This window comes from Allorhizobium ampelinum S4 (assembly GCF_000016285.1).
Taxonomy (GTDB): domain Bacteria; phylum Pseudomonadota; class Alphaproteobacteria; order Rhizobiales; family Rhizobiaceae; genus Allorhizobium; species Allorhizobium ampelinum.
On the sequence record NC_011982.1, the window covers coordinates 98,698 to 114,992 of the forward strand.

Annotated in this window: 13 protein-coding genes; 11 read left to right on the forward strand and 2 right to left on the reverse strand. The window is 56.6% G+C overall.

Annotation, left to right across the window (positions count from 1 at the left end; all coding sequences use genetic code 11):
- Nucleotides 1–84 precede the first annotated feature (84 nt).
- From AVI_RS24960 to AVI_RS25010, 11 genes are all read left to right on the forward strand, one after another.
- The gene (locus tag AVI_RS24960) at nucleotides 85–1,200 is read left to right on the forward strand and encodes an ABC transporter substrate-binding protein (protein ID WP_012648983.1); all 1,116 of its coding nucleotides are present in this window, start codon (nucleotides 85–87) and stop codon (nucleotides 1,198–1,200) included.
- A gap of 81 nt (nucleotides 1,201–1,281) precedes the next feature.
- Nucleotides 1,282–2,373, forward strand: a complete 1,092-nt coding sequence (locus AVI_RS24965; RefSeq protein WP_049777480.1) for an ABC transporter ATP-binding protein — start codon at nucleotides 1,282–1,284, stop codon at nucleotides 2,371–2,373.
- A 1-nt stretch (nucleotide 2,374) separates the two neighbouring features.
- On the forward strand, nucleotides 2,375–3,256 hold the full coding sequence (locus tag AVI_RS24970) for an ABC transporter permease (protein ID WP_012648985.1): 882 nt from the start codon (nucleotides 2,375–2,377) through the stop codon (nucleotides 3,254–3,256).
- On the forward strand, nucleotides 3,253–4,053 hold the full coding sequence (locus tag AVI_RS24975) for an ABC transporter permease (RefSeq protein WP_012648986.1): 801 nt from the start codon (nucleotides 3,253–3,255) through the stop codon (nucleotides 4,051–4,053). Before AVI_RS24970 ends, AVI_RS24975 begins: the two co-directional genes overlap by 4 nt.
- Before the next feature lie 120 nt (nucleotides 4,054–4,173).
- Nucleotides 4,174–5,520, forward strand: a complete 1,347-nt coding sequence (locus AVI_RS24980; protein ID WP_012648987.1) for an aspartate aminotransferase family protein — start codon at nucleotides 4,174–4,176, stop codon at nucleotides 5,518–5,520.
- Nucleotides 5,521–5,999: 479 nt separating this feature from the next.
- The gene (locus AVI_RS24985; RefSeq protein ID WP_139191477.1) at nucleotides 6,000–6,965 is read left to right on the forward strand and encodes an ABC transporter permease; all 966 of its coding nucleotides are present in this window, start codon (nucleotides 6,000–6,002) and stop codon (nucleotides 6,963–6,965) included.
- On the forward strand, nucleotides 6,962–7,756 hold the full coding sequence (locus AVI_RS24990; RefSeq protein ID WP_012648989.1) for an ABC transporter permease: 795 nt from the start codon (nucleotides 6,962–6,964) through the stop codon (nucleotides 7,754–7,756). The genes AVI_RS24985 and AVI_RS24990 overlap by 4 nt, the downstream gene beginning before the upstream one ends.
- A gap of 38 nt (nucleotides 7,757–7,794) precedes the next feature.
- Nucleotides 7,795–8,832 (forward strand): ABC transporter substrate-binding protein, encoded by a 1,038-nt coding sequence (locus AVI_RS24995; protein ID WP_012648990.1) that lies wholly within the window; start codon nucleotides 7,795–7,797, stop codon nucleotides 8,830–8,832.
- An 84-nt stretch (nucleotides 8,833–8,916) separates the two neighbouring features.
- On the forward strand, nucleotides 8,917–10,050 hold the full coding sequence (locus tag AVI_RS25000; protein ID WP_012648991.1) for an ABC transporter ATP-binding protein: 1,134 nt from the start codon (nucleotides 8,917–8,919) through the stop codon (nucleotides 10,048–10,050).
- A 118-nt stretch (nucleotides 10,051–10,168) separates the two neighbouring features.
- Nucleotides 10,169–11,653, forward strand: a complete 1,485-nt coding sequence (locus AVI_RS25005) for an NAD-dependent succinate-semialdehyde dehydrogenase (RefSeq protein WP_012648992.1) — start codon at nucleotides 10,169–10,171, stop codon at nucleotides 11,651–11,653.
- Nucleotides 11,654–12,177: 524 nt separating this feature from the next.
- Nucleotides 12,178–13,746 carry an ABC transporter substrate-binding protein gene (locus AVI_RS25010; RefSeq protein WP_012648993.1) on the forward strand — a complete coding sequence of 523 codons (1,569 nt, stop codon included), beginning with the start codon at nucleotides 12,178–12,180 and terminating at the stop codon, nucleotides 13,744–13,746.
- Nucleotides 13,747–13,890: 144 nt separating this feature from the next.
- Here AVI_RS25010 and AVI_RS25015 read toward each other — a convergent pair whose 3' ends face one another.
- Both AVI_RS25015 and AVI_RS25020 read right to left on the reverse strand, forming a co-directional pair.
- Nucleotides 13,891–14,640: an IclR family transcriptional regulator gene (locus AVI_RS25015; RefSeq protein ID WP_012648994.1), complete on the reverse strand. Its 750-nt coding sequence runs from the start codon at nucleotides 14,638–14,640 to the stop codon at nucleotides 13,891–13,893.
- A 321-nt stretch (nucleotides 14,641–14,961) separates the two neighbouring features.
- Nucleotides 14,962–16,290, reverse strand: a complete 1,329-nt coding sequence (locus tag AVI_RS25020) for an NAD(P)/FAD-dependent oxidoreductase (protein ID WP_049777494.1) — start codon at nucleotides 16,288–16,290, stop codon at nucleotides 14,962–14,964.
- Nucleotides 16,291–16,295: the final 5 nt, after the last annotated feature.

Here is a 16,295-nt window from a genome sequence, read left to right on the forward strand (position 1 = left end):
AAGAATTCGTTAATTAGCACTGAATTCCAGCCAGTTCCGGTACGCCGGACGGTCTACCACTGCAAAACCAAAAAGGGGAACTCAATGTCTGAGAATAAAGGCACAATGGAAGCGCGTATCAGCCGCCGTAATTTCAATCTTCTCGGATTGGGGTCGGCCGCTGCGCTTGTTGCAATGCGTGCGGGTCCGAGCTGGGCTGCCGGCGAGAAGATAACTTTTTACGGCTACGGCGGCCAGAGCAAGAAGAACATGCATGAAGTCGTCTTCACGCCCTTCACCCAGGCCACCGGCATTGAGGTGGTTGAAGGTACGTTCGGCGACGAAACCGAAATCATCACTCGCCTGAAATCCGGTGGTGCTGGGGATCTCAGCGTCTACTCAAATGCTGGCTTCGATATGTACAAGCGCTACGTGGACCTAGGAGCCAACTCTGAGCTCAATGAAGACAACATTCCGAACCTGAAGCTTGTTTCTCAGGTGCTGATCGAGCAGATGCGCAAGCTAACTCCAAATGGTAAGCTCTCAGCGATTCCCTACCTCTACGGTACCACCGGCATCGCCTACAACACAAAACACGTATCGCGCGAGGAGGCTAAAAAACTTGGCTACAAGCTCCTTTGGGACAAGCGTTTCTCCGGCAAGATCGCGTTGAGCAACTACGCTCTCGACCGCATCTGGTCGGCGGCGCTTTATACGGGCCAAGACCCGAACAAGCTCAGCGACACCAATGCTATTTTCGCGGCTCTTCGTGAACAGAGGCCGCTCGTCAAGAAATATTGGGAGTCCGGCTCGGAAGTTATGGACCTTCTCGCCAAGGAAGAGGTTGTGGTCGCCGAGACTTGGTCGACGCGGGCGGCGGCGCTGAAGAAAGACAACTATCCAATCGAATATCTCGAACCCGAACAATGCCAGGCTTGGGTCCAGAACTTGTTCGTCCTGAAAGGCGCACCGATGGAGCCTTGCGAAAAGCTCCTCGATCTCATGCTCAAGCCGGAGATCAACTTCGAATATTGCATGCGCACCAATAACGGCTCCGCGCTTGATCCGAGAAAGACGAACTTCCCGGATCAGCTGAAGAACCAGCCCGGCTTCGATCCCAGCGGAACGTTCGAGGGCTTTAATATCCCCGACGGAGCTTACTGGGCGGAACAGATCGACAAGCTTGAGCCACAGTGGCGGCGTGTTGCCAGGGGTGCATGAGCTTTTCGCACAGATGGCCGCGTCAGAGGCGGCCAAATGCGAACCTCAGCCCCCGCTCCGCGACAGGATTAAGTCACTATCATGCTTGAATTTCGATCTACCACACTCCGCTACGGCCCAGTCGTTGCGGTCAACGACATCAATCTCGTCGTTGAAACCGGCGCGTTCGTCGCGTTGCTTGGACCCTCTGGCTGCGGCAAGACGACCTTGCTGCGCTCGGTCGCCGGCCTCGCCGGCAACACGACCGGCGAGATCCTCATCAACGGTCGCCCGGTCACAGACGTGCCGGTCCACAAGCGCAATATCGGCCTGGTCTTTCAAAACTACGCCCTCTTTCCGCACAAGACCGTTTTCGACAACATCGCTTTCGGCCTGAAATATCGTGGCCTTCCAAAAGCCGACATCAAGCGGCAGGTTACCGAAGCCCTAGAAATGGTCCGGCTTCCGCACACGGCAAATCGGTATCCTTCCCAGCTGTCCGGCGGTCAGCAGCAGCGCATCGCCATTGCGCGCGCGATCGTCACGAAGCCGGACGTTCTGCTCCTAGACGAACCTCTCTCGGCGCTGGACGCCAATCTTCGCGCGGATATGCGAAGCGAGATTCGGGCTCTCCAGCAGGCAACCGGCATCACCACGGTATTCGTTACCCATGATCAGGAAGAAGCTCTGGCAATGGCCGACCTTGTCGTCGTGATGAAGGATGGATGCGTCGTCCAAACAGGCTCGCCCGAGGAAATATACCGCACGCCAAAGTCCCGTTTTGTTGCTGAGTTCATCGGTCATGCGAACCTTTTGAAAGCCAAGGTCGTTGAAAGCACCGAAAGCTCTTTTCTTATTGATATCGGCGGCGTGCAAACGCGTCTATCCGGAAATGTTGGTGCAAAGGTCGGCGATACGATCGAGGCAGTTGTTCGCTCGGCGCATATTAAGGTCGGAGCCGCTCAGCAATCGGCGAACCCTGCGCTTCATCTCGGAAAAGTTATCGAGCGGACGTTCCTTGGGGACAAGACAACATATGTCATCGATCTTGAAGGGACGCGCGTCGCTGCATCTGCTGGTGACGATAGCCATCCCCTTCAAGTCGGGGATCTTGCCGAACTGAATTTCGATCCGGCGCGGATTACTCTCCTTGATGCTGACGGTCAATATCTTCCGATAGAAGGAAGGAGCTGAGATGGCGGTGGCTCTTTCTCAAAAAAATGACAGGCTGCGCATCCTCCTACTCTTGGCGCCTGCAATCATCCTGCTTCTTCTGCTGATCGTGGCGCCGACAGCGACTATGATCCGTTACAGCTTCAATACATATATCGGTGGTGGCCGGGACGCATCGGGCCTCAGCCTCGAGAACTGGAAAATGTTCTTCTCGGACCCCTATTATTTCCTGGGGCTCTGGAAGACGATGCGTATCGCTGTTGAGGCAACGGTGATCGCGGTCTTTATCGCCTATCCGGTGGCCTATACGATCGCTTTCAGCTCCCGGGTTTGGCGCCCATTCCTGTTGATCTTGCTCGTGCTTCCCTTCTGGATCAGCTTCATCATCAGAAACCTTGCCTGGATCAATATTCTGGGAGAGCGCGGCGCCATAAATGCGTTGCTGATGGGACTTGGCCTGACCGATAGCCCGCTCAAGTTTCTATACACTGAATTCTCGGTGATACTTGGCATACTGAGCTTTGTGCTGCCCTACATCATCCTGAACATCTATGTGAGCCTCGATGGCATCGACCGGAACTTGCTTCACGCCGCTCGAACGCTGGGTTGCACGTCATGGCAGGCGTTCCTGGAAATAACCCTTCCGTTGTCTCTTCCAGGACTATGCTCTGGCGTCCTCCTGTCGCTCGTCCTCGCTGCCGGCACTTACATCACGCCAGCTCTGTTGGGCGGGCCTGACAATTTCATGTTCGGCAACATCATCGCTGACACGATCAGCCTCGAGCTGAATTGGCCAATGGGCGCGGTTTTGTCGCTCGCATTGACATTTTTGCTGCTGCTTCTCACCGCCATTTACAGCCGCTTCCTTGGCATCGGCTCCATCACGAAAGGATTGACGCGATGAACGCTGATCAACCCGGTGTTGGCTGGCCGCTAAAAATCTTCACGGCGCTGGTCTACATGTTTCTCTTTGGACCCGTCGCCGCGGTGATCCTGCTTTCGTTCAACACCGCCGACTTTGCTTCCTTCCCCATGCAAGGGGTCGGGCTCCGCTGGTTCGCCGAGCTTTTTCAGAACGAGAGTGTCATGCGGGCGCTCAAGACGTCGCTGGTGCTCGGTGTTTTGACCGCCGGCATCTGTGGTGTGGTGGGAGTATTGGCCGCCATTGCGCTTGCCCGATATGAATTTCGAGGTAAGCGGCTCATGAACGTCTTTCTGCTGACACCGCTTCTCGTTCCCGAGACGGTTCTCGCCGTGGGGCTTCTGTTGTTCATGCAGTTGTTCAAGCAGCCGCGCAGTTTTAGCCTACTGTTGATGGGCCACATCATGCTGGCGCTGCCCTATGTGGTTCTGGTCGTTCATGCGCGCCTCATCACAATCCAGAAGACCTTTGAGGAAGCGGCTGCGACGCTGGGTGCCAACCGGTTGCAGGTTTTCCGCGAAGTCACCCTTCCGCTGCTCATGCCAGCAGTTGTCGCAGGGTTGCTGTTGTCATTCACCCTGTCGTTCGACAACGTCACCGCCTCGATCTTTTGGCGGCCGATCGGCACGGAAACGCTTCCCACTGAAATCTACAGCATGCTCCGGGACTCGGTGAGCCCTGAGATCAATGCGCTGGGAACGGTGATGGTCGCGATCACGATCGGGCTGCCGCTGCTGGGTATCGCCTTCTTCCGAATCAGGTCGCAAAGGCGGCTTTAGCCGCCATCGCGCAAGCCGGTCCGAAGTCTCCGGCTTGCGCCTACTTCAACGAAACAGCCGATGCGAAGCTTCTGATGGCGTCGGTCCCAATAACTGTCACCTACAGAGTGAGGAAGAAAGATGGCTAACGAAACCGCAAACAGCAATTCTGTCCAATCCTTTTGGCGTCCCTTCGATACGCCATCCGAAACCTTGATGGACCCACCGCGCCGCGTCGCATCTGGCGACGGCGTCTATGTCACGGACGATGGCGGTCGACTGCTGGACGCTGTCGGTGGGCTCTGGAACGTCAATCTCGGCTATAGCCAGCCATCGATCACTCAGGCGATAACGAAGCAACTCGAAGAACTGGCCTATACATCAGTGTTCAAAGGCAACACCACCGGCGTGGCGGAAGAGCTTGCCCAGACCCTCGTCGACGACTGGTTCGGCGCCGACGGAATGGCAAGAGTATTTTTCACGTCCGGCGGGTCCGACTCCGTCGAAACCGCTCTACGTCTTGCACGCCAGTATTGGAAAATCCTGGGGCAGAACGACCGCTACAAGTTCATCTCCCTTAAGCGTTCGTATCATGGCACCCATTTCGGCGGCTCCTCCGTTAGCGGAGGCGCTCATCTGCGCCGCAACTACGAGCCATTAATGCCGGGTTGCTTTCACATTCCCGCGCCGATCACCTACCGCAACGCTTTTGACGAAACTTCTCCGGAACGTCTCGCGCAGATTTGCGTGCGTCTGCTCGAGGAGGAGATTATCTTCCAGGGGCCCGAGACCGTCGCTGCGTTTATCGCTGAACCGGTTCAGGGTGCTGGTGGCATCATCGTTCCTCACGAGAGCTTCTGGCCGATGGTGCGCGAGGTTTGCGACAAGTATGGAGTGCTTCTGATCGCCGATGAGGTCGTGACCGGTTTTGGTCGTACCGGGTTCGATTCCGGCGTACGAGGCTGGGGCGTGAAGCCGGATATGATGATCCTGGCGAAGGCGATCACTTCCGGATACTTCCCCTTCGGTGCAACGATGATCGGCGAAAAAGTCGCGCAGGCCTTCGAGAACACCAAGGGTCCGGTCGCGAATGTCGGCCACGGATACACGAACTCCGGTCATCCTGCAGGATGTGCGGCTGGTCTCGCTACGCTGAAGCTCACACGCGAGCTTGGCGTGGTCGAAAATGCTGGCCCTCTGGGTGAGCGCCTCATGGCTGGACTTCAGCGCATGAAGGACAAGCACGAGCTGGTTGGAGACGTGCGCGGTCGGGGACTTATGGCAGCGGTCGAACTCGTCTCCGATCGGTCCGCCAAGACGCCGCTCGGCGCCGAGATGATGAAGCGCTTCGTCAAGGCAACCGCAGCCAACGGTGTATTGGTGCGCCAAGGCGGTCACATGATCATCCTATCGCCTCCTTTGACCATCCAGGCGTCGCAAATCGATGAGATCGTCGATGCGATGGACAAAGGCTTGTCCAGCTTGTGATCGATTGACAGCGCCCATACCGCGAGCCGGAAACTTGCCCGCTCGCGGTGAAATCGCACGAAACGTTTTTGATTTCCCGGCTGCTGGGTTCCAAGTCACACCGACTTGGTGCCCAGCGTATCGATTCATAAATTCTTATAATCAGAATAATAGTGACTCATAAATATCAATTAAAAGAAACTAGTTAACATTTGTTCGTTTATTGTCCTTTCTCATGAGAACAAAAGAATAAGTCGAATAGGGGAATGTGACGCAAAGGGCTGCGCTGCGGTAATTGCCGCAAATCGCCAGCGCACGCGTAATGTTCGAGTCCACCTGGTCGAAAATAGAGGCAACGAGCCGGAGCGCGGTTCACTCCTCCCGCTTTTGATCGGGCCGATAGCGGCTCGATCCGAGAGAATTGTCGTCTAGGACCGTCCATGGCTCAGGACATCAAACGAGCAATTTGACTGGAAGAAAATGCACCTGTCGGATTCAGCATGATCGCTCGTCAGGTAACTGTTTTCGATAGAGGCCTGAACGCGACATTAGACGCCAAAGTCGCGCCATCAGGTCCGACTTACTTCAAACAGGGAGTGCGCGAAAAAATGCTAAATCGGCGGCAGGAACTGGTCACACTCTTTTTGCTGGCGCCTTCGCTCGTCATGTCAGTGCTATTACTTGTGGTGCCGCTGCTGGTGGTGATTGCCTATAGCTTTGCTGGCCGGGATGCCTATGGCGGCGCTGTCACCGGCTTTACCCTCGCAAGCTATATCGAACTACTTCAGCCAACTTATCTGCCGATCTTCGTAAACTCGTTGCAGATTGCGGCGGTATCGACCGCTGTTTGCCTTCTTATCGGCTATCCGATCGCCTACTTCATAGCATTTCGTGCTGGTAGGCATGCCGGGCTCCTGCTCGCACTGCTGCTCATCCCGTTCTGGATCGACTTCATGATCCGCATGTCGAGCTGGATGGTCCTGATGGGTCGGAACGGCACGATCAACGGAATTCTGAGCGGCATCGGGATGATCGATGAGCCAATCAGGATGATCGGTACCTATCCGGCGGTGACGGTTGGCATGCTCTACGCGTTTCTGCCGACGACTGTGCTGCCGATCTACGCCGCGCTTTCCGGCATCAACAAGCGTCTGCTTGAGGCTGCGGACGATCTCGGCGCCGGGCCGATCGAGGCTTTTTGGCGGGTAACCTTTCCGCTTTCTCTCCCAGGCGTGATGGCGGCGATGCTCTTCGTCTTCGTGCCGGCTATGGGCGTCTATGCGATTCCCGTTCTCCTCGGCGGTGGCAAGAGCATTATTCTCGGCAATCTGATCGTCCAGCTCTTCCTGGATTTCCGCAATATTCCCCTGGGGGCCGCAGTTTCGGTCGTCATGCTCGTGGTGTCTTCGGTCATCATCGTTTTCTATATGCGCATTCTGCGCAGGGTCGAGGAGGCGCACGCATGAAGCTTTCCCGCCTCGCCGGCTTCTATGTGCCGGTCGTCACAATCTTCGGCTACGTGTTCCTGTTCGCGCCGCTTCTAGTGCTGGTCATCTATTCCTTCAACGCCGGCCGCTCGACCGTCGTGTGGGCAGGTTTCTCGATGGACTGGTACGCACAAGCGCTGAACGACCGCGGCCTGCAACGCGGGCTTCAGGTCAGTGCGATTGTTGCAGTGCTCTCTGCAGTCATCAGCACGGCAATCGGGACAAGTGCTGCGCTTGCCGTCATCAAGCGGTCCTTTCCCGCGAAGAACCTTTTTTCGACCATTCTGATCGCGCCGCTCGTGCTGCCGGAAATCGTGCTGGCGGTTGGCCTTCTGGTGACGACCGTTTGGTCAGGTATCGCACTCGGCTATGTGACGCTCGTAGCCGGTCATGTGCTTGTTTCCGTGCCTTTCGCATTTCTGATCGTCCGTGCGGCCGCCGCGGGTCTCGACCCTCGGCTCGACGAGGCGGCAGCCGATCTCGGTGCCAATGGCGCTCAGACTTTCATGCGTGTCACGCTGCCGCTCCTCATGCCCGCCATCCTTTCGGCGACGCTTCTGTCGGCGGTCATTTCCTTCGACAATTTCGTGATGTCGACCTTCGTTTCGGGCGTCGGAACCACGCCGCTTCCGATCCAGATCTACTCGATGTTGAAGACCGGCTTAACACCGAAGATCAATGCGCTCGGCACGATGCTGCTCGCTGTCAACGTATTGGCCATTCTGCTCGTCATGGGACGCTACCTGAAGACAATTCGGAGTACTGGATAACGACTTTCAACACACCCAAAAAAGAAAGGGGAACTACAATGCTGAAATACGGACTCCTTATTGCAACAACGAGCCTGCTTCTTGCGGGAACGGCGCTCAGCGCAACCGCCGAGGAACTTCACATCTACGCCTGGGGCGGCGGAGAGGTGCCACAGGAAATCGTCGATGACTTCGCGAAGGAGACTGGCATCGATGTCACCATGGATACGTACGATTCCAACGAGACCATGCTGGCGAAGTTGTCGGCGGGCGCTTCAGGCTACGATCTCGTCGAGCCGACCCAAAATGCGGTACAGGTTCTCGCCAAGCAGGGCCTGCTACTCGAACTGGACCATTCCAAGTTGCCAAACCTTGGCAATCTGGGGGCTACCTTTAAGGACGTTTCCTATGACCCCGGCTTAAAATTCAACGTACCTTATGTTTGGGGCACCACGGGGCTCGCCTACAACGATGACTGCGTCAAACAACCCGTGACGAGTTGGAAAACGCTATGGGATCCGCAGTACCAGGGTCGCATCTTCATGCTCGACAATATGCTTTCGGCCTACATCGTCGCCCTCCAGGTCAACGGGTTCCATGCAGGAACGAGCAAGCCTGAGGAAATCGAAAAGGCGACGCAGTCGTTAATCGAGCAGAAAAAGGTTCTCGGCGGATACAATAGCAGCAGCTTCCCCGAACTTGTTTCCTCCGGAGAAGCATGCATCGTCCAGGCATGGAATAACAACGTCAGCCAGGTCCTCACGGAAAATCCGAAGGTCCACTACGTCATTCCGGACGAGGGCGGATCGATGTGGATTGATGGTTTTGCCATTCCCAAGAACGCCAAAAATATCGAGGCAGCCTACAAGTTCATGGACTACATCATGAAGCCTGAGGTCGCGGCCAAGGCGGCAACCCTCAGCAAGGCCGCTACCGTCATCGACGCAGCGAAGGCGCTGCTGCCGAAGGAAGTGGCCGACAACCAGGCAATCTACCCGGCGGCCGACAAGCTGAAGAAGGTTGATTTCATCCTTGATGTCGGGGACGCCATGAAACTCTATCAAGACGGTTGGACAAAGCTGAAGACTGCCCAGTAGTCACAAGCCGATCGTTTCATTCCGTGACAGGTCAACAGACCTGTCACGGATCTGCTTTGACTCTCGACAGGGTTAGTATTCTCAATGTCCAACGATGAAATGAGCAAACCGCCCAAAACGCGGCAGACGGCCGTGGAACTGGTCGATGTCTGCAAGGTGTTCGAGACCTCGGTTACGCCTCCGGCCTATGCTGTGGACCATCTCAGCCTAAAGATAGCTTCGGGTGAGTTCTTTACCTTTCTCGGTCCTTCTGGCTGCGGAAAGACCACGACGCTGCGGATGATCGCAGGCTTCGAAAGCCCGTCTGCAGGGGAAATCCTGCTCGACGGCCGCGACGTTTCGGGGTTGCCAGCCCATCTGCGGAACACCAATACAGTTTTTCAAAGCTATGCGCTGTTTCCGCATCTTTCGGTCGAGGACAACGTCGCGTTCGGTCTCTCGGTAAAACGAGTTCCCCGCAGTGAACGGAACGACCGTGTCGCAGCTGCGCTTGATCTGGTGCGCATGCGTCACGCCGCCGGGAGAAAGCCGTCGCAACTGTCCGGTGGTCAACAGCAACGCATCGCATTGGCGCGCGCCCTGGTCAATGAACCCTCCGTTCTCCTGCTAGACGAGCCGTTCGGCGCCCTCGATCTCAAGCTCCGGCGCGAAATGCAGATCGAGGTCAAGGAGATGCAGCGCCGGCTTGGCATTACGTTCATCTTCGTCACACATGACCAGGAGGAAGCGTTAACGATGTCGGATCGCATCGCTGTGATGAGCGCTGGGGTAATTCAACAGGTTGATGACCCTGTAGGGATCTATGAGCGCCCCGCCGATCGGTTCACCGCAAGTTTCATCCGCGATATGAATATGCTTCCTGCGAAAGTCGTGGAGCGTCAAGACGACGTTTTTGAAGTTCTGGCAGCAGAAACCCGATTGAAACTGAAATGTACAGCTGGATTGGTCGTCAATGCGGATTGCACGGTCGCGATGCGGCCAGAAGCCTTGACGTTCACTCGTAGGGAGGCCGACGACGTCGTCTTTACTGGTCAGATTGAAAGTGACGTCTATGTCGGGGCCGACCGTCTCTACTCTATTCGTCTCAACGGGGGGGCGGCAATAGTCGCGCGCGTTCGTAATACGCGAGAGCAACGTTTGCTACGCGCTGGCGAGACGGTCCATATGTTTTGTCCGGGATCGGCGATACATCTTCTTTGTGATCAAGACAGAAGGTGAACTGCCCGGACGGCAGCGTTTAAGGGGGGGAAGGCTCGGCGTCGGATCCCTGCTGGAAGCTCCGACAACAGACCCGCCCATGAGCGCTTACATGCTCATGCAATAAAAGGTTCGATTGATGGCTATTTCAAATTCGCTTCTATCAAGGCTCAAAGACCCCACGCTTGTCACCGATAAGGCATTTATTGCGGGGCAGTGGCAAGCGACGGGCGAGAACGGTGCCAGTTTCGAGGTTACCAATCCATCGACCGGCGACGTGATCGCCGTCTTGCCCGATATGACACGCGTGGATGCCGCTGGTGCCATTGACGCAGCTTTTAAGGCGCAGAAGCTATGGGCAAGGAAGACTGGGAAAGAGCGAGCCGCCGTCCTGCGAAGGTTGTTTGACATGATGGTCGCGAATGCGGACGACCTGGCTGTCATTTTGACCGCGGAAATGGGAAAGCCGCTCACCGAGGCCAAAGGTGAAATCCTGTATGGTGCGTCCTACGTGGAATGGTTCGGCGAGGAAGCAAAGCGCATTTACGGTGACACGATTCCCGGTCATCAACAGGACAAGCGCATCATCGTATTGAAGCAGCCAATCGGAGTTGTCGCCTCGATCACACCCTGGAACTTCCCCAATGCCATGCTGGCGCGAAAGTTCGCCCCGGCCATCGCGGCCGGTTGCTCTATCGTGTCGAAGCCGGCGTCGGAAACGCCTCTCTCGGCTCTTGCGCTTGCTGTTCTTGCAGAGCGGGCCGGGCTGCCGGCTGGTTTGTTTAACGTCGTGACCTCGACGAAATCAGCCGATATTGGTCGAGAATTCACCGAAAACGACAAGGTCAGGAAGCTGACCTTTACGGGCTCAACAGATGTCGGCAAGATCTTAATGCGCCAAGGCGCTGAGCAGATCATGAAGCTCGGGCTGGAGCTTGGCGGCAACGCGCCATTTATCGTCTTCGATGACGCCGATCTCGATGCTGCCGTCGAAGGCGCGATGATTTCGAAATATCGCAACAACGGCCAAACCTGCGTTTGCGCCAATCGCCTCTACGTGCAGGCCGGGGTGTATGACGCGTTCGCGGAGAAGCTCGCGGCTCGTGTATCGACCATGAAGGTTGGCGATGGGTTCGAGGACGGCGTCATGGCTGGTCCGCTCATTACTGAAAAAGCCGTCGCCAAAGTCGAGGAGCACATTGCCGATGCACTCAAAAAAGGTGGCGCCATCGCAGTAGGCGGCTCGCGGGACGTCCGTGGCGGTCTGTTCTTCCAGCCAACCGTTCTGACGGGCGTAACCTCTGCAATGAAAGTGGCAAAGGAGGAGACCTTTGGTCCCGTTGCACCGTTGTTCCGGTTTGAAACTGAAGACGATGTTGTCGAGATGGCCAATGATACCGAATTCGGTTTGGCCTCTTATTTCTATGCTAAGGATCTTTCGCGCGTATTTCGCGTCGCGGAGGCCTTGGAATACGGGATGGTCGGGATCAATACAGGGCTGATTTCCACAGAGGTCGCGCCCTTTGGTGGCATCAAGCAGTCGGGGCAGGGTAGAGAGGGTTCGAAATACGGAATCGATGACTATGTCGAGATCAAATATCTTTGCGTGAGCATTGAAGACTGACCTCCCAACAGTCCCGAGCGTGAGATCGGCACTTAGCCGCCGAGACCTCGGGAAAGCACATGGACTGTTAGAGAAGCGGGCGAGAATTTCGCCCGCTTTCGTGTTTCCTGGCGGCATTGTCCTTGAGGGGTTCGTTGTTTTTTTCCTGATAGGGCCGTCGCATAATGCGTTTGTATGCAAGCTGATCTCTCTTGGCGAACTACCAAGGTAGCTGTCTTCCTCGGCTAGAATTCTAAATAATAGAATCGTTAAGCTAAATAATATCGAATAAAAGAATTTCGTTGACACCCTGCCGATTCTCTGGTCAGTTTTCGGCAACAAAAAGAAAAGTGGGAACTGTCCTGAGTGACCGCCAATGAACCGGTCGTTCCAGGGTGAGAGGTGTAACCGAAGTGCATCCGCGCTCGAGTCTTGCCTCAGAAAAACTTACCAACCTGAAGAGGTCTAGGTCGTGAACGACGGACCTTTGGCCGTGGTTTCGGCTGCGCTTTCGTATGCACTTCCGTTTGATGGAGAGGGAACTCATGAAAAATTTGAAAACGGGTTTCGGCGCGCTGGTTCTTGCCAGCCTTCTTGCCGGCGGCGTGATGGGGCCTTCGCCCGCATTTGCCGCCAAGACAACACTGACATTGGGTGCGGCGGCAAATGATGTCGGCACGCTTGATCCACACTACGCGACGAGCACATCCGACAGAACCCTGGTTGCGTGGATTTACGGCGCGCTCGTCCGGTTTGCTCCGGGATCCACTGATCCGGCAACGCTAGAACCTGATCTGGCCGAGAGCTGGCAATCCAGCGACGACAAGCTCGTTTGGACCTTCAAGTTGCGGTCCGATGTCAAATGGCAGGCTGGCTATGGTGAAGTCACCGCTGATGACGTGGTGTTCAGCCTCGACAAGGCTCGCGATCCGAAGCGATCCGCGTTTTCTGCCGATTTCGCGGCTTTCGACAAGGTCGACGCGGTCGATCCTCACACTGTCCGCATCACGCTTTCGAGGCGCGTTCCGAACCTGCTTGGCCTCGTGACGAACTACGCCGGCGGCTTCATCGTCTCAAAGAAGGCTTTCGAAGAGCGAAAGGAAGGTTTTGCTCGCGCGCCGGTCGGGTTTGGTCCGTTCGAGGTCAAGTCGATCGTCGCCGGTCAGAATGTCAGCTTCGTTGCCAACAAGGATTACTTCCGGGGTGCCCCCAAGCTGAGCACCCTCAACTACCGCTTCATCAACAACAATGCGTCGCGTGACCTTGCCTTCGTCGCCGGTGAAATCGAGGCCGCTGCAGGTCTTGCCAACAAGAACTGGCTTCAGCGGACCGAACCGCTTCCGGGCGCGGTGATCGATGTGTTCTATCCGGCGGAAGTCAGCCTGCTCCATATCAACATCACAAAACCTCCGTTTGACGATATCCGTGTACGCGAGGCTCTCGCCTACGCGGTTAACCCGCAAGCAGTCGTCGAATTCAAGGGCGCACGGTTCACAACCCGGCCGACATCCGTCGTCCCGTCGAACAATTTGGGTTATCTCAAGGATGCAGGCGTCTTCCCTTATGATCCGGCAAAAGCAAAGGCCCTTCTCAAGGACGCTGGCTTTGGAGATGGCCTGACATTCTCGATGCTGTCGAGCCAGCTGCCGGAATACGAGACCACTGCCCAGGTCCTCCAGGGTCAGGTTGAGGATTCAGGCATCCACATGCAGTTGCAACCGGTCGAGCACGCGAGCTGGCATCAGATGATCCGCAAGGATCTAAGCCCCGTCGTACTTTACGGAGCGGCACGCTTCCCGATCGCCGACATCTTTCTCACCCAGTTTTACGATTCTGCTTCGATCGTCGGCCAGCCAGGCGCGGTAACGAACTTCAGTCATTGCAACGTCGCGGACAAGCAGATCAGAGAAGCTCGAACCGAGATCGATCCGGCCAAGCAGATTGCCCTATGGCAAGAAGCTCAAAGACTGATCCTGAAAAACGTATGTGCGATTCCGATCACCGAAACAAGCCAGGTGTGGGTCCACAATCAAAAGCTCAAATGGGGCTTTGACCTTAAGGGATCGATGTCGCTCGGTCCGTTGGTCACCGAAGCGACCCACTTTGAAGACTAGAGCGATGTAGACGCGCTCCAGAAAATACAGGCACGAGGGCCTTGAGGCCGGAACAGCTTCCGCTGTCCGGCCTCTCAATATTTAGAACGCACAAGCTCCGTCAGTGCGCTGCAGGCGCGGTCTGATCAGCTGACTCGCGCTGCGTCAGGGCAGGCATTCCCGCAACTGACCGACCTGATCTTCGACCCAGGCATCGTTCATCATGTCGAGTGGTGCGTTGAAGGAGAAGGCCATGTTGACCTCGTACATGCCTGAAGCCATCCGCGGCAGGCCCACGCCGCCTTCTCCGAAAAAGAAGAAGCCCTGGTTGACGGCGTAGCCGCGCTGCTTTGCCTCAAGCACCTGGTTGCGAATAATGTCGCGGTCCACAGGACGTATTGACGGATGGGCCTGATATCGCTCGGCATTTGCATCGAGGATCTGCTCAACGACATTCTCCGCGAGTAGCGACATCAATGCGAGGCTGCCGGCTCCCACGCCCATCGGAACCCGGGCGCCGAGGCCCATTGCAAACTGGTGCCGAGAAGAGCGGCTGATCATTTCAGCGCAGATCGCGTCGATACCAGACTGAACAAGGAGATATACATTGAACCCGGTTCTGCGGGCGAATTCGGTCATTCCGGGACGATATCTCTGGACCAGAGGCTCAAGTCGTTCCTGCCGACGCGCAAGCATCGGTACGGCGGTGCCCAGGCGATAGTGTCCATAACGCTCGGTCGGCTCCGCAAAACCTTTTGACACCATAGCCGCCAAAGTGCGGTGCGCCGCGGGTTTCGCAGTACCTATCCGGCTCGCGATCTCGGCAAGGCTATAACCCTCTGGCCCCACCTCTCCAAGCAGCAGCAATATGTCAAGTGCGCGTTCGGCATTTGAAGAAGAAGCGGAAAATTTCATCGACCGAAAATTCCAGTTAAGAGAACGATTTGCGCTTGATCATGACAACTATCAGAATTTGCGCGGCGCGATGTGTCAATACTTCGCCCAAACACGCAATCCTGTCAAACATTAGAAGGGTTCAGATCCAGATATTTGCTTGAAGCCGCAGGTGGCCAAACGGCGCGTAATCCTAGCGGTGGCAAGTCGCGGTCGTGCTACAGGGGGCTCCCCCACGCAAAAAAACCATCTCATATGCGGCTGGGCATCACGCGAATTGCGGTGCAGTCGCCACTATATGAGATGGGCTTGGAATTCAACACCCGAAGGCGGGAGGTGTTCTTACATGGCCGCCGGAGCGCCCACGTCATGCTCGGAGAAGCGGGTGAACCGCAACGGGGTGGGATCAACGATCGGGTCGTCGTTGATGATCTGATCGGCTGCGAGCCGACCTGCGCCCGGTCCGACGCCAAATCCATGCCCGCTAAACCCGGACGCCACGTAAAGGCCGGGCAATTGAGGAACTGGACCGATTGTAGCGACCGCATCCGGCGTCGAGTCGATCCAGCTTCCCCAGGCGTGGGACACACCGATTCCGGAAAGCTCCGGAAAACTTTCCATCAAAGCCTTCATGGCGAGTTCTACCGTCTTCGCGTCCGGTGCTGGGTTGAGCACCCGCATTTTCTCGAAAGGCGAAACGCTACTCAAAGTCCACCGGGCCAGAGCCTCGGGCCCGGTTACCGCGAAGCGGCTGATCCCGAGCGACAGGCTCGTCGACCAGCGCGCCTTGAACATTGGCATGAACTGCTGCGCATACCGGAAGGCCTGAGGTGTCAATTCGACCTTTGCCCGTCCGCGGATGGAAACGGTATAGCCGCCCTCTGCGCGCGGTCTGAAGGTGAACGATGGGGTGGAGAAACCACCCTCGATCACCTTCGCGCCTGGCTTGGTCGCGAAAGCTGTTGCCCTTACACCAACCTGCGGGAAACTGATCCCATGCCAACGGAAGAACATCGAGGTCCAGGCGCCCGCGGCGCATAGTACGCGTGACGTGCGGATGCTTCCGTTCTCGGTGACGACGCTGTGTATTTTGCCGGCCTGTGTTTCGATGCCTCTGGCGGCGCAGTTCTGGTGGATCGTCGCCCCATGCCTCTGAGCCGCCTTGGCAATAGCCGAGCACGCCATTGTCGGTTCCGCGAACCCATCGGTCGGAGAATGAACGCCGCCGATCCATTGCGTGGTGGAGCCGGTAGCGGCAGCCTTGATTTCGGCACTGGACACCATGCGGCTTTGAACGCCATAGCCGCCCGCCATCTTCACCCATTTTTCCCAACCGGCGAGCTCTTTCTCGCTGCTCGTAACATACATCAGGCCCCTGCGGACAAAGCTTAGATCCGGACCGATTTCGTCGGATAGTTCCTGCCATGCTGCGAGCGACCACTTCGCCAAAGGAAGCTCGCGCTCGTCGCGATTCTGCTGCCGCACCCAGCCCCAGTTTCTGCTGGATTGCTCGGCCGCAACGGCACCCTTTTCGATGACGGCGACGCTGTGACCTTTCTTGGCAAGATAGTAGGCGGCCGAAATGCCGGCGATGCCGCCGCCGATGACGACGACATCGGCTTGCTCGGGCAGCTTGTCGTTGCTGTTCACCCGAACGAGTTTGAACGGGATATCGC

Coding starts and splice junctions, on each gene's coding strand:
- AVI_RS24960 (WP_012648983.1), top strand. CDS start 85: ATGTCTGAGAATAAAGGCACAATGGAAGCGCGTATCAGCCGCCGTAAT.
- AVI_RS24985 (WP_139191477.1), top strand. CDS start 6,000: ATGATCGCTCGTCAGGTAACTGTTTTCGATAGAGGCCTGAACGCGACA.
- AVI_RS25015 (WP_012648994.1), bottom strand. CDS start 14,640: ATGAAATTTTCCGCTTCTTCTTCAAATGCCGAACGCGCACTTGACATA.
- AVI_RS25010 (WP_012648993.1), top strand. CDS start 12,178: ATGAAAAATTTGAAAACGGGTTTCGGCGCGCTGGTTCTTGCCAGCCTT.
- AVI_RS24975 (WP_012648986.1), top strand. CDS start 3,253: ATGAACGCTGATCAACCCGGTGTTGGCTGGCCGCTAAAAATCTTCACG.
- AVI_RS24990 (WP_012648989.1), top strand. CDS start 6,962: ATGAAGCTTTCCCGCCTCGCCGGCTTCTATGTGCCGGTCGTCACAATC.
- AVI_RS25005 (WP_012648992.1), top strand. CDS start 10,169: ATGGCTATTTCAAATTCGCTTCTATCAAGGCTCAAAGACCCCACGCTT.
- AVI_RS24995 (WP_012648990.1), top strand. CDS start 7,795: ATGCTGAAATACGGACTCCTTATTGCAACAACGAGCCTGCTTCTTGCG.
- AVI_RS24965 (WP_049777480.1), top strand. CDS start 1,282: ATGCTTGAATTTCGATCTACCACACTCCGCTACGGCCCAGTCGTTGCG.
- AVI_RS24980 (WP_012648987.1), top strand. CDS start 4,174: ATGGCTAACGAAACCGCAAACAGCAATTCTGTCCAATCCTTTTGGCGT.
- AVI_RS25000 (WP_012648991.1), top strand. CDS start 8,917: ATGTCCAACGATGAAATGAGCAAACCGCCCAAAACGCGGCAGACGGCC.
- AVI_RS24970 (WP_012648985.1), top strand. CDS start 2,375: ATGGCGGTGGCTCTTTCTCAAAAAAATGACAGGCTGCGCATCCTCCTA.